At 70.3% G+C, this 12,361-nt stretch carries 10 protein-coding genes; 6 read left to right on the top strand and 4 right to left on the bottom strand.

What is annotated here, in order from left to right; genetic code table 11:
- Window positions 1–36: 36 nt before the first annotated feature.
- The gene (locus ACIBKX_RS22790) at window positions 37–906 is read left to right on the top strand and encodes an NAD(P)-binding domain-containing protein (protein WP_363270225.1); all 870 of its coding nucleotides are present in this window, start codon (window positions 37–39) and stop codon (window positions 904–906) included.
- A gap of 188 nt (window positions 907–1,094) precedes the next feature.
- On the top strand, window positions 1,095–1,514 hold the full coding sequence (locus ACIBKX_RS22785; RefSeq protein WP_363270226.1) for a hypothetical protein: 420 nt from the start codon (window positions 1,095–1,097) through the stop codon (window positions 1,512–1,514).
- Window positions 1,515–1,705: 191 nt separating this feature from the next.
- Here the strand turns inward: ACIBKX_RS22785 and ACIBKX_RS22780 are convergent, their stop codons facing one another.
- Window positions 1,706–3,112 (bottom strand): serine hydrolase domain-containing protein, encoded by a 1,407-nt coding sequence (locus ACIBKX_RS22780; protein ID WP_363270227.1) that lies wholly within the window; start codon window positions 3,110–3,112, stop codon window positions 1,706–1,708.
- A gap of 139 nt (window positions 3,113–3,251) precedes the next feature.
- Here ACIBKX_RS22780 and ACIBKX_RS22775 point away from each other — a divergent pair, with 139 nt between their 5' ends.
- The 3 genes from ACIBKX_RS22775 to ACIBKX_RS22765 all read left to right on the top strand — a co-directional run bounded on the left by ACIBKX_RS22775 (window position 3,252) and on the right by ACIBKX_RS22765 (window position 5,233).
- Entirely contained in the window at window positions 3,252–3,971 is a 720-nt protein-coding gene (locus ACIBKX_RS22775; RefSeq protein WP_363270230.1) for a TetR/AcrR family transcriptional regulator, read from the top strand.
- Window positions 3,972–4,129: 158 nt separating this feature from the next.
- Window positions 4,130–4,309, top strand: a complete 180-nt coding sequence (locus ACIBKX_RS22770; RefSeq protein ID WP_363270231.1) for a hypothetical protein — start codon at window positions 4,130–4,132, stop codon at window positions 4,307–4,309.
- A gap of 102 nt (window positions 4,310–4,411) precedes the next feature.
- The gene (locus tag ACIBKX_RS22765; RefSeq protein ID WP_363270232.1) at window positions 4,412–5,233 is read left to right on the top strand and encodes a metalloregulator ArsR/SmtB family transcription factor; all 822 of its coding nucleotides are present in this window, start codon (window positions 4,412–4,414) and stop codon (window positions 5,231–5,233) included.
- 129 nt (window positions 5,234–5,362) lie between these two features.
- Here the strand turns inward: ACIBKX_RS22765 and ACIBKX_RS22760 are convergent, their stop codons facing one another.
- The 3 genes from ACIBKX_RS22760 to aspS form a co-directional block, all read right to left on the bottom strand.
- Window positions 5,363–6,817, bottom strand: a complete 1,455-nt coding sequence (locus ACIBKX_RS22760) for a M23 family metallopeptidase (RefSeq protein ID WP_363270233.1) — start codon at window positions 6,815–6,817, stop codon at window positions 5,363–5,365.
- 124 nt (window positions 6,818–6,941) lie between these two features.
- Window positions 6,942–7,928 (bottom strand): winged helix-turn-helix domain-containing protein, encoded by a 987-nt coding sequence (locus ACIBKX_RS22755; RefSeq protein ID WP_363270234.1) that lies wholly within the window; start codon window positions 7,926–7,928, stop codon window positions 6,942–6,944.
- Between the two features lie 206 nt (window positions 7,929–8,134).
- Complete coding sequence (aspS, locus tag ACIBKX_RS22750; RefSeq protein WP_363270235.1) at window positions 8,135–9,913, bottom strand: aspartate--tRNA ligase; 1,779 nt, start codon at window positions 9,911–9,913, stop codon at window positions 8,135–8,137.
- A 163-nt stretch (window positions 9,914–10,076) separates the two neighbouring features.
- Here aspS and ACIBKX_RS22745 point away from each other — a divergent pair, with 163 nt between their 5' ends.
- Window positions 10,077–12,272, top strand: a complete 2,196-nt coding sequence (locus ACIBKX_RS22745) for a SpoIIE family protein phosphatase (protein WP_363270236.1) — start codon at window positions 10,077–10,079, stop codon at window positions 12,270–12,272.
- Window positions 12,273–12,361: the final 89 nt, after the last annotated feature.

Genomic DNA, 12,361 nt, shown 5'->3' with positions numbered 1-12,361 from the left:
GGTTCACGGCACCTCCCCACCTATCCGGAGACACCCATGCCCGCACCCTCTGTCACCGTCATCGGCCTCGGCCCCATGGGCCAGGCCATGGCCGCCGCCTACCTCGACCGCGGCTACGACGTCACCCTCTGGAACCGCACCCCCTCCCGCGCCGACGCCCTCGTGCAGCGCGGAGCAACCCTCGCCGCCACCCCGGAAGAGGCCATCGCCGCCAATGAGTTGATCGTCCTCAGCCTGATCGATTACGACGCCATGGACGGCGTACTCGACTCGGCCAAGGACGCCGTCGCGGGGCGCGTTCTCGTGAACCTCAGCTCCGACACCCCGGAGAAGGCCCGCGCCGGCGCCCGGCGGGTGAGGGAACTCGGAGGCGTCCACCTCACCGGGGGCGTGCTCTCGCCGCCGCCGCTCATCGGGACCCCTGATGTCTCGACCTTCTACAGCGGGCCGCGTGAGGCATACGACGCGCACCGCGACGCCCTTGAAGTCATCACCGGCAAGTCGGACTACCGGGGCGAGGACCCGGGCCTCGCGGCACTCATGTACCAGCTGAACATGGTCATCTTCTGGCCCGCGATGGTCGCGTACTGGCAGGCCGTCGCCGTGGCCTCCGCGCACGGCATCAAGGCCGAGGAGATCGCCCCGTACGTCACCGAGAACTTCGCGGGGATGGGGCACTTCATCGACTTCTACGCGGCTCGTATCGACGCGGGCAACCATGCCGGGGACGTGGACCGCACCTCGATGGGTCTCGCCAGCATGGACCACGTCGTCCACACCGTCACCGACTCCGGTGTGGACGCGGCCTTCCCCGAAGCCATTCGCGACGTCTTCCGCCGCGTCGTGGACGCCGGGCACGGGGCGGACAGCTTCAGCCGGGCGGTGGAGCTGATGCGTAAGGGGTGAGCAGGGGTGGGCGGTCGCTTCGGGGCGGGTGCCGGCTTCCGGCGCTGTTGTGACCGAATGATCCCGGCCTTCGTCTCTTTGGCAGTATTTGGCCCTGTCTGCGGATGCGGTTCCCGGTGAGGGTGATGCGCAGACCGGCGGCGGACCGTCGCCGGCACACTCAACGGACGGAACGAGAGGAACTGACCATGCCCTCGATCCAACTGCCCCCGGGCGTCTACACCTTCGACGCCCACATCATCGGGTCCCTGGCCCGCATGACAGCGGGCGAGGAACGGCTCGACCACGGCGTCCCCGTCACCACCGCCCCGTTCCAGAACCCCTTCTTCCAGGAGTGGGAGGTCATCCCCGAGGGGTCCGGCTACCGGATCCACCTCGCCGAACAGGAGGAACTCATCCTGGTGGCCGTCAACGACCGGCTGTGGGTCACCGACTCCGGCCAGCCCGCGATCTGGACGTTCGAGAAGACCCTGGGCGGACTCCACATCGTTTCGGAGAAGGGCCTGAGGTGGAACTCCAGGTATCTCGGCGGCCAGATCGACCTCACGCCTCCCGGCGACATGCCCAACCAGGTCTGGACCGTGCGCCGGTTGGGTGACATCGACTGACATCTGTCATCTGTCACCTGACGTCTGTCATCTGACGTCTGACGTCTGTCATCTGACGTCTGACGGCGACTGGCGCCCAGAGCGGGGCGGCCGGAAAATGCACCCCCGGCCGCCCCGTTCACGCGCCGCCGCTCACGCGCCGCCCCGCTCACGCGCCGCCCCGCTCACGCGCCGCCGACAGGCCACACCCCTCACGCCACCTTCGGTGCCGCCCGCATCCCGATGTAGCAGCACTCCGTCCCGTCGGCCAGCGTCGTGAACACCACCGGCATGTATCCCTCGCTGAACGACGGGCCCGCGCCCGTACCCGCGAAGGCCGTCTCCGTCACGGCGTACAGATCGACGTCCAGCGTCGGCGAGAAGTCCTTCATGCCGTCCACGAACTCGTAGCTGAGGTGGGGCGCGCCCTCCCGCTCGTCCACCGTGATGACGACACCCGCCCGCTTGTACGTCCCCACGTACCGGGAGAAGTCCACGGCCGGCGGGTTCGCGGGCGGCTCGAAGGCGTCCGGCATCCGTACGCCCGCCAGTTCGGCGAGCAGTTCACGGAAGAGCGAGCCGTACAGCTCGCGGGCGCCGCCGCCGTTGGTGAGAAGGACGACCGCCACGCCCGCGTGCGGGACCACCCTGAGATATCCGTACTGACCGATCGCGGCGCCGTCGTGGCCGTAGCCCGCGATGCCGTCCCAGTCGTAGAGGGTCCAGCCGAGACCCCAACCGTCCGCGCTCACCGTCCACTTGTCGGGTACGTCGACCACGCGGCGCTGCATCGTCTCGACGGCCCCGGCGGTGAGCAGCCGAGTGCCGTCGGGGGCCGTGCCGCCGTCCACGTGCAGCTTGGCGAGGCGGGCCACGTCGCCCGCCGAGACGAGGACCCTGCCGTACGGGCCCGCCGAGCGCGGCATCAGGTCCCAGGCGGGGGCCGGGTCCGGGTCCTGGCCCGGCTCGCCGAGGTGACTCATCGCGACGCGGTACCGCAGGGCCTCCTCGGGCAGCGTCATCGAGCGCTCCAGGCCGAGCGGGGTGAAGAGCAGGTCCTTCAGGGCCTCGTCCCAGGTCCTGCCGGTCAGGACCTCGATGATGCGGCCGAGGACGTTGTAGCCGATGCCGCTGTAGGAGATCGCGGTGCCGGGGCGGCAGTCCAGGGCGACGTCCCTCGCCGCCTCGACGTACCGCGCCAGACAGTCGTCGCCGCGGCCCGCGTCGTAGGAGAAGTCGCCGGTCAATCCGCTGGTGTGGGAGAGCAGTTGGCGGGTGGTTATGGTCCGGGTGGCCTCGGCGTCCGCCGTCCCGAACTCGGGGAGTATCTCCTTCACCGGTGCGTCCAGGTCGAGTTGGCCCGAGTCGGCGAGGCGCATGATCAGCGTCGCCGTGTAGACCTTCGCGATCGAACCCGACTGGAACACCGAGTCCGTCGTCACCTCCACCCCCGTCCCCCGGTGCAGCACTCCGCTCGCCAGCTCATGGATCTCCCCGTCGACGAGCACCGCGAGCGTGGCGCCCGGCACGTGATGGGCGGCGCGCAGTTCGTCCAGCCGGGACTGCCAGTGGGTGAGGTCGAGACCGTCGAGGCTGGGTGTGGGCTTCTTCTCCGACATGGGGACTCCCTCGTTGCTTTCGATGCGTACGGTGTTCCCTTGATGCGAACACTGTACGCAGACGCGCACAGCGTACGCAAGGTGCGTACGTCGTGCGCTACCGTGAGGGCCGAAGCCCGCGCCCGAACCAGGAGGCCCCATGCCCGCCGCCGACAACGAAGACATCGCCTCCGTCTGGACCCGCCCGCGCCGGCAGCGCGAGCAGCTGAGCCGGGAGCAGATCGTCGCCGAGGCCGTGCGGCTGCTCGACGCGGACGGCCTGGAGTCCCTCAGCATGCGCAAGCTCGGCACCCGCCTCGACGCGGGCGCCACCTCGCTCTACCGTCACGTCGCCAACAAGGACGAGCTGATCGAGCTGGTCGTCGACGAGATCTACGGAGAGCTGGAGACCCCGGAGGCCGACGCCGTCGACTGGCGGACTCCGGCCGCCCTCGGCGCCTACAGCCTGCGGGCGATGATCCTGCGTCACCCCTGGGTCGCCTCCGTGCTCGGCCAGGTCGGCCTGATCCACCTCGGTCCGAACGTGGCGAAGATGTCGCAGCGGATGACCGCCGTCTACAGGGCGGCCGGATTCCCTCCGGAGGAGACCGATCACGCCATGAACACCGTCATGTCGTACGTCATCGGAATGGCGACCAGCGAAGCCGCGTACCTGTCGCTGATCTCCCGAAGCGGCAAGAGCGAGGGGGAGTTCATGGAGAGCCTGCGGGCCGGGAAGGCCGGGAAGGCCGGGGAGAGCGCGGAGGGCGAGGGCTCGCGGGCGGGCGGTGATCCCGCGAAGACACGGGAGGAGACCTTCGACTACGGGCTCCGGCGCGTGCTCGACGGGCTGCGGGTCCGGCTCGGCGAGATCGCGTAGAGCCGCGTAGAGCGGCGCAGAACCCGCGCACGGTCCAGCCGTCGGAACCCCGACATCCCTGGTGACGCGGCCGGAAGATCCTGACGGTGAGCTAAGTCATGCGGAGAGTAGGCGCATATTGACGGCGCCTTCACATCTTCGTACGTAAGCTTCACGACATGGCCACGACTCCCTCCCCCGACCGGCGACGCACCGCCGACGAGGTCAACGAGGAGATCCGTGCGCTGTGGCTGACCGCCGGCGGCAGGCTCCGCCCGGACGAGCGCAGGGTGTACGAGCGACTCGTCACCGAATGGGCCGAGGCCGAGGCGAACTCGTCGGCGACGCCTGCCGCTTGAGGCGCTGACCACCAGCCCTGACTGACATCGACACCCCGGACCGACATCGGGCAGTCACCTCGCACGCTTTGACATGCAGGTAAATGCCTGCATGATGGAGGGGTGAGTACGACATCCCGTTCGGGTCCGGACGACCGGGACCCCGGCGTCGACAAGGTCTTCAAGGCCCTCGGCGACCCCACCCGGCGCTTCCTCCTCGACCAGTTGCACCAGCAGGGCGGGCTCACGCTGGGCGAACTCGCCGAGCGTGTCGCCATGACACGGCAGTCGATGACCCAGCATCTGGGCATCCTGGAGGCCGCGAACCTGGTCAGCACGGTCCGGCGGGGGCGCGAGAAGCTCCACTACCTGAACCCGGTGCCGCTCCACGAGATCCAGGAACGCTGGATCGACAAGTTCGAGCACCCACGGCTAAGAGCGCTCAGCGCACTGAAACAGCAGGCGGAGGCCGCCATGACCAGCAGCGACGCGAAACCGACGTACGTATACGTCACCTACATCGAGAGCACCCCGCAACAGGTCTGGCACGCCCTCACCGACGCGGAACTCACGGCCGCCTACTGGGGGCACGCGAACGTCTCCGACTGGCGGCAGGGCTCCGACTGGGAGCACCGCCGCACGGACGGCTCCGGCATCGCCGATGTCGTGGGCAAGGTCGTGGAGAGCACGCCGCCGACCCGCCTGGTCACCACTTGGGCCGACCCCGGGGCGAAGCCCGGGGCCGAGCCCTCCCAGGTCACGTTCGACATCGAGCCGTACGGCGGGATCGTGCGCCTCACCGTGACCCACGAGAACCTCGCGAGCGAGGAGGAGCGCGCCGAGGCGGCCTCCGGCTGGGCGGCCGTCATGTCCAACCTCAAGTCCCTTCTGGAGACGGGCAGTCCGCTCCCGGAGCAGCCGTGGCTGGTACCGGGAAGCCACTGACCCCTAGGCCTCCCGCCTCGCTCACGTCCCCGCCGTTCTCCTCGGTCCCTGCGATCTCCCATAACCACAAGGGAAGGGCCCGGAGCGCCGTACGGCACCCCGGGCCCTTCCCTCCCCCGTCCCCCTTGGCTACCCGCAGTCGTGCGCGCTGGTGGTGCTCGAACCGATCACCACGTCCGCGCCCGCGAGCGTCGTCAGGTGTACGGCGTTGACCGTGAGGCCCTGGTCCGCGCCGTCCACCGGGAGCTGCTCGTTGACGACGAGCTTGCCCGCGAGGCCGAGGTCGACCTCGTGCCCCGGTGTGTCCGGGATGTCGACGGGCGTACCGGCGACGGTCAGCTTCAGGCTGACGCCGCCCTTCGCCGCCTCACAGCTGCTGGACGACGTCGAGGTGAGCCCGGAGATGCCGATGACCGGCAGGCCGGGCAGGCCGATGGACGCGTCGGCGACCGTGGCGGTCGCCGTGGCGCCGCTCGGTCCCGTCTTGGTGACGACCTTCGCGCAGAGCGCGTCGGCGTTCAGGACGAGGGCGCTGATGCCCTGCGCGCACGCCGGGGCCTTGGTCTCCGCGCCCGCCGTCTGCACCGTCCCGGTGTCCGGGGTCGGGTCGATGCCGATGGGGAGGATCGGGAGCGGGACCTGGGCGGCGAGTCCGTAGGAACGGCCCTCCACGTGCTGGAGCTTCAGCTTCTCGGTGTCCTCGGACTTCGTGTACGCGTCGTCGCCCGCGAAGCTCGCCTTGAGCGGCACGGTGGCGTCGTCGGTCAGCTTCTGGTCCGCCACGTCGACGGTGCAGGTCGCGGTGCCCTTGTCGTCCGTCTTGCCCTCGCAGGTCTGGGCGGTGTCACCGTCCCCCAGCTCGAAGGCCACCTCGCGTCCCTCGACGGGCTCTTCGGAGTCCTTCGCCTTCAGGACGGCGGAGAGCTTGGCGCCGGAGCCGTTGGAGACGGACTTATCGCCGGTGTAGGCGAGGGTGGTGGGCTCGGGCTCCGGGTCGGGACCGGGGCCGGGGTCACCTCCGCAGTTGGTGCTCTTGAGCTGCACCTTCCCGTCGTCCGGGCCGATCTGGTACTTCGTGCCCTGGATGGTGGGATGCACCAGCTCGTCGGTCTCCCCGTCGCGGCCCTCCGTGGGGTAGCCGTTGCCGTCGAAGTCGTACATCTGCTGGTAGTGGAGGTGCTCGACTCCGGTGCCGACCTTGCCCACCGTGCCGACGCGGTCGCCCGCCTCCAGCTTGGTGCCCTCGGCGACCCGGTCGTTCATGTGCAGGTACTGCGTGAACCAGCCGTTGCCGTGGTCGATGTGGACGAGGCCGACGCTCGCCTCCACGTAGTGCACGGTGCCGGCCGCCGAAGCCAGGACCGGCTGGCCCGCCGTGTCGCCGCCCACCTGGAACATGTCGAGCCGCTTGTCGTCCTGGTTCGGGCCGTTCGGGTCGGGGTTGTGCCCCTTGTACGTGCCCATCTCCCAGGTCTGACCGCATGTGAACGGCATCCTGAAGTCCGGCGGGACATCCGGGTCCGCCGACGCCACCGGCACGCTCAGCACCCCCGCCGCCAACACCCCGCCCAACACCACAGCCATACGTCTCTTCACTGGGTCCCCTCCCCGTCAGCACTCCGCCACTTGGTGTGGCCATGACCATTGGAGAGGCGACGGAACCCGCCCGACCACGGGATTGCACCCTGCTGCAAACGGAAGCTTTGCCTCAGGCGGACCGCATCAACTCCCCGCCTCCCTCCGCGAGTTCACGGCCGAGGCGGGTGGCCGTATGCAGCACCTCCCCGCCCTGCCGCGCACTCGTGACCAGCCCCGCGTCCCGCAGCGCCGCCGCATGGCGACTCGCGCTCGGCACCGAAACGCCGATCCGCAGGGCGAGTTCACTGGTCGAGCAGGGGTGCGCCAGGGCGCGGATCGCCAGCGCACGCGTGCGGCCGAGCACCGGGGTGAGGCCGTCCGCCCGGCCGGCGGGGCGCGGAGCCTCACCGGCCACCGGATACACCAGGACCGGCGGCAGCTCGGGGTCGATCAGCGTCACCGGCGTCGCGCAGAAGAAGGAGGGCACGAGGGTGATGCCCCGCCCGGCCAGGCGCAGATCCCGGTCGACCGGATAGTCGGTGGTCAGCACGGGCCACGCCCAGCGGACCGAGGGCGAGAGGACGCCCAGGAGCCTGCCCACTCCGCCGTCCAGGACCCGCCGCCCGCACACGGCGCGCTCCGCGAGCACCGTCTCGTCCAGCTCGGGCAGACAGGGGCGGAGCAGTTCGCGGTGGTAGACGGTGAGGGCGTGCAGCAGCTCCCGGCGCCTTTCGCGGTCGCCGTCCGCCAACTGACGTACCCATAAGGGCCGTTCGCGGGAGCGGAAGACCGAGGCGAGGTCTTCGCCGAAGGGGCGGCGGTCGGCGCCGCCGATCACGTCGAGCGCGTCGGCGAAGTCCAACTGCCCCGGCGGCGTGAGGAAGTCGGGGAAGTCGCCGCGCCGCGGCACGAGCGTGGTGAGGCAGTGCAGCACGGCCCGGAGGTCGCGGGTGCGCAGCCGGTCACGCGCGTGGCCGAGCCAGGGCCGGCAGCGGGCGGTGTGCCGCGGCGCCTGGAGCCGGTGGAGGCTGATCGTCAGCTCCCACATGATGTCGGGGCGCGCCGCGACCGTCGTACGCGCCAGATCCTGTGCCGTGAAGTGAATACGCAGCGCCATATGCCGTCCCCCGACCATGGTTACGCGTTATTACGCGAGCGAAGGACGTCACCGTAAGTGGCGCCAATAAACGACTGATTGACGCGAACCGGGCAGACCCACCGGAAGCGGAGAACTCGTGAAGAAGCGAGGGGGGAGTCGGGAAACGCATGCGAAGGGCCCCGGAACCATGACGGTCCCGGGGCCCGACTGACAGCCGCTTGGGGCTACTTCTCCGACTTCTCGGAGGCGACCGGCTTGCGCAGCGCGATGTTCAGCTCGCGCAGTCGCGACTCCTCCAGCTCGGAGGGCGCGCCCATCATCAGGTCCTGGGCGTTGCCGTTCAGCGGGAACGCGATGGTCTCGCGGATGTTCGGCTCGTCCGCGAGCAGCATCACGATGCGGTCGACGCCGGGGGCGATGCCGCCGTGCGGCGGGGCGCCGAGGCGGAAGGCGCGGAGCATGCCCGCGAACTCCTGCTCCACCGTCTCGCGTTCGTAGCCCGCGATCTCGAAGGCCTTGAGCATGACGTCGGGCTCGTGGTTACGGATGGCGCCGGAGGACAGCTCGATGCCGTTGCAGACGATGTCGTACTGCCAGGCGAGGATGTCCAGCGGGTCCTTCTCCTCCAGGTCCTTCATGCCGCCCTGGGGCATCGAGAAGGGGTTGTGGGAGAAGTCGATCTTGCCGGTGTCCTCGTCCTTCTCGTACATCGGGAAGTCGACGATCCAGCAGAAGCGGAAGACGCCTTCCTCGAAGTGGCCCGCGCGCTTGGCGGCCTCGACGCGGACGGCCGACATGATCTTGGAGACCTCGTCGAACTCACCGGCGCCGAAGAACACGGCGTGACCGGGGGCGAGGGAGAGGCGCTTGGTCAGCTCCTCCACGTTCGCCTCGGTCAGGAACTTGGCGATCGGGCCGGTCAGCGAGCCGTCCTCGGCGACGCGCACCCAGGCGAGGCCCTTGGCGCCCTGCTCCACGGCGTAGTCACCGAGGCCGTCGAAGAACTTGCGGGACTGCGAGGCCGTGTCCGGCACCGGGAGGGCGCGGACGTGCTTGCCCGCGAAGGCCTTGAACTCGGAGTCCGCGAAGATGTCCGTGATGTCGGTCAGCTCAAGCTTCGCGCGCAGGTCCGGCTTGTCGTTGCCGTACTTCAGCATCGACTCGCGGAACGGGATGCGCGGGAACGGCGAGGTGACGTGGCGGCCGTTGCCGTACTCCTCGAAGATCTCCGTCATCAGCTTCTCGATGGGCTGGAAGACGTCTTCCTGCTCCACGAAGCTCATCTCGACGTCGAGCTGGTAGAACTCGCCCGGCGAGCGGTCCGCGCGGGCGTCCTCGTCGCGGAAGCACGGCGCGATCTGGAAGTAGCGGTCGAAGCCCGAGATCATCAGGAGCTGCTTGAACTGCTGCGGCGCCTGGGGGAGTGCGTAGAACTTGCCCGGGTTCAGGCGGGACGGCACGACGAAGTCGCGGGCGCCCTCGGGGGAGGTCGCGGCGAGGATCGGCGTCGCCATCTCGTTGAAGCCGAGCGCGACCATCTTCGAGCGGATGGAGGCGATGACGGAGGACCGCAGCATGATGTTGCGGTGCATGCGCTCGCGGCGCAGGTCCAGGAAGCGGTACTCCAGGCGCCGCTCCTCGTTCACGCCGTCGTCCGCGTTGACCGTGAAGGGCAGCGGGGCGGCCGCGCCGAGCACCTCGACCTCGGCGGCCTCGATCTCGATCTCGCCGGTGGGCAGCTCCGGGTTCACGTTCTCCGCGCCGCGCGAGACGACCTTGCCGTCGACCCGGACGACGGTCTCCTTGGAGAGCTTGTCCAGGACCTCGGCGGCCTTGGTGCCGGGGCGGGCGACCAGCTGCGTGATGCCGTAGTGATCGCGCAGATCGATGAAGAGGATGCCACCCAGGTCTCGGCGATTGTGCAGCCAGCCGCTCAGCCGGACGTCGGAGCCGACGTCAGAGGCGCGGAGCTCGCCGCAGGTGTGGGACCTGTACCGATGCATCGTCGTTCATCCAGTCTTCGCGAATAGGGGAGAGAGCAGACAGTCCCCAAGGCTACCGTCCGGGCGAAGATCGCTTTCCGGATTACCCCGGGAGCACTCCTCGGGGGCGCTCCCGGCATCCTGTCGGTGGCGACTTCTCCGCGGATCTTCATAAAGTGGGTCAATGCGCACCGATGATGCCCCGGCGCAGGCGGGGGACGATCCCCTGCCTCCGGTACGGGACGTCCTGGCCGCCATCGCGACCGGCCTGTGGCGCTGGGACAACGCGGCCGGGACCGTCACGCTCGACGCGGAGGCGGCCCGGCTGCTCGGCCTTCCCCCGCACCCGCAGACCCTCACCGAGGCGGGCGTGCGCTCCCGCTTCCACCCCGTCGACTGGAACGAGATCGACGGCATCGTGCAGCTGGCCGTCGCCGAGGGCACCCTCGCGGAGGCCCGGCTCCGGATCATGGACGAGCAGGGGCGGCGGGTCCTGCGGATCGTGCGCAGCCGCTCGAAGCCGGTCGTGGACGAGGCCACTCATTCGTACGAGCTGATCGGCACTCTGCAGGAAGTGACCGAGCCGCCGCCGGGCGCCGCCGCGCGCTCGCCGGTCACGGGTGACTGGCGGCGCTCCCGCGAGGCGTTCCTGCTCGACGCGGGGCGGGCCCTCGCGGAGGCGCGGTCGACGGAGGAAGTGCTGCGGGTGGCGAGCGGGCTCTCCATGCCGGGGTTCTCGCCGGACGGGCTCGGGGTCTTCGGGGTCGAGGGCGACCGGCTCAAGGTCATCGGGCATCACGGGCACAAGCCGGGGGACGACCTGCCGTTCTCGGCGATGCCGCTGGACACGGACTATCCAGCGGCGGAGGTGGTGCGCACGGGGCGTGCGGTGTACCTCTCCTCGCCGGAGGAGTACCACGAGCGCTATCCGGCCACCTGGCCGCTGGCCCGGCCCTTCCAGCGGCAGTCGTGGGCGTTCCTGCCGCTGACGGTGGCGGGCCGCACGATGGGCGCGTGGCTGGCCGCCTTCGCCTACCCGGTGTCGTTCACGCCGGACGAGCGCTCGGTCCTGACGACGGTGGCCCGGATGCTGGCGCAGGCCCTGTCGCGGGCCGGGGTCGCCGAGTCGGAGCGGGAGCTGACGGAGGGGCTGCAGCGCTCGATGCTGCCGATCCTGGGGCCGCGGATCCCGGGGATGAGCGTGGCGGCGCGGTATGTGCCGACCGGCGGCGGGCTGCAGGTGGGCGGCGACTGGTACGACATGATTCCGCTGCCCAGCGGGCGCATCGCCTTCGTCATCGGCGACGTGCAGGGGCATGACGTGCGGGCGGCGGGCCTGATGGGGCAGCTGCGGATCGCGCTGCGGGCGTACGCGTCGGAGGGGCACCGTCCGGACGCGGTGCTCTCCCGTGCCACCCGCTTCCTCTCCGGGATCACGGACGGCATCACGACGAATGGTTCGAGCGGCGATCCGTCGGGCGACGCCGCCGATCCGCGCTTCGCGACCTGCCTGTACGTGGAGGCCGACCCGGTCACCGGCGTCCTGGAGATCGCCCGAGCGGGCCATCCGGAGCCGGCGATACGGATGGCTGACGGAACGGTCCTGCTGCGGCCGACGGCGGGCGGTCTGCCGCTCGGCATCGACCCCGACGCGGACTACCCCACGACGCGGCTCGTCCTGGAGTCCGGCGAGACGATGCTGATCTGCACGGACGGTCTGATCGAGACCGGCGGGCACGATCTGGACAGCGGCTGGAAGCGGATCCGCAAGATCCTGGAGGAGTACGACGCGGAGGGCGAGTCAGAGGGCGGTGACGGCCTGGAGGTGCTCGCCGACACCCTCGTACAGGCCGTGCACGGGCCCTCCTCGCACCACACGACGGGCCCGCTGGCGGACCGGCGCGAGGACGACATAGCGGTACTGCTGCTCGGCAGGACCGGGCATCCCGAGCGGCGCACGGCGGCGCGGCGGACGGTCCTGACGGTGGCGCAGGCCGAGCCGGAGCGGATCGCCGGGGCACGGCGCCACGTCCGCGAACTCCTCCATGACTGGGCGGACCCCGACCAGGTCGACTCGGCGGTCCTGATGGTCTCCGAGATGGTCACGAACGTACTGGTCCACACGGACGGCGACGCGCTGCTGGTGGCGGAGGTGACGGGGGAGCCCGGCACGCGCCGCCTGCGCGCGGAGGTCTCCGACGGCAGCGACGACCTCCCCCACAAACGCCACCCGGGAGAGCTGGCCTCGTCCGGCCGGGGCCTGGTCCTGATGGAGCTGCTGGCGGGCGCGTGGGGCGTGGACCCGCGGGGCGACGGCAAGAGCATCTGGTTCGAGCTGTACGAGGACGAGGGGGACGCCGGAGGCGGGGGCGAGGGGTGACCCCTGCGGCGTCGGAGAGCGCACCCGGCGACGCCGGAACCCCGTCCGGCGCCTGTGCCATCGTCGGCTGCCGCGCCGTGCGGCACGCC

The organism is Streptomyces sp. NPDC050658, assembly GCF_044457025.1.
Classification (GTDB): Bacteria; Actinomycetota; Actinomycetes; order Streptomycetales; family Streptomycetaceae; genus Streptomyces.
The sequence above is the reverse complement of the archived record's forward strand: the minus strand, read 5'-3'. Positions and strand labels throughout refer to the sequence as shown.

What these genes read in the sequence shown, in the direction of transcription:
- ACIBKX_RS22780 (WP_363270227.1), bottom strand. Translation starts at nt 3,112, where the DNA reads ATGTCGGAGAAGAAGCCCACACCCAGCCTCGACGGTCTCGACCTCACC.
- ACIBKX_RS22770 (WP_363270231.1), top strand. Translation starts at nt 4,130, where the DNA reads ATGGCCACGACTCCCTCCCCCGACCGGCGACGCACCGCCGACGAGGTC.
- ACIBKX_RS22755 (WP_363270234.1), bottom strand. Translation starts at nt 7,928, where the DNA reads ATGGCGCTGCGTATTCACTTCACGGCACAGGATCTGGCGCGTACGACG.
- ACIBKX_RS22785 (WP_363270226.1), top strand. Translation starts at nt 1,095, where the DNA reads ATGCCCTCGATCCAACTGCCCCCGGGCGTCTACACCTTCGACGCCCAC.
- ACIBKX_RS22790 (WP_363270225.1), top strand. Translation starts at nt 37, where the DNA reads ATGCCCGCACCCTCTGTCACCGTCATCGGCCTCGGCCCCATGGGCCAG.
- ACIBKX_RS22775 (WP_363270230.1), top strand. Translation starts at nt 3,252, where the DNA reads ATGCCCGCCGCCGACAACGAAGACATCGCCTCCGTCTGGACCCGCCCG.
- ACIBKX_RS22745 (WP_363270236.1), top strand. Translation starts at nt 10,077, where the DNA reads ATGCGCACCGATGATGCCCCGGCGCAGGCGGGGGACGATCCCCTGCCT.
- aspS (WP_363270235.1), bottom strand. Translation starts at nt 9,913, where the DNA reads ATGCATCGGTACAGGTCCCACACCTGCGGCGAGCTCCGCGCCTCTGAC.
- ACIBKX_RS22760 (WP_363270233.1), bottom strand. Translation starts at nt 6,817, where the DNA reads ATGGCTGTGGTGTTGGGCGGGGTGTTGGCGGCGGGGGTGCTGAGCGTG.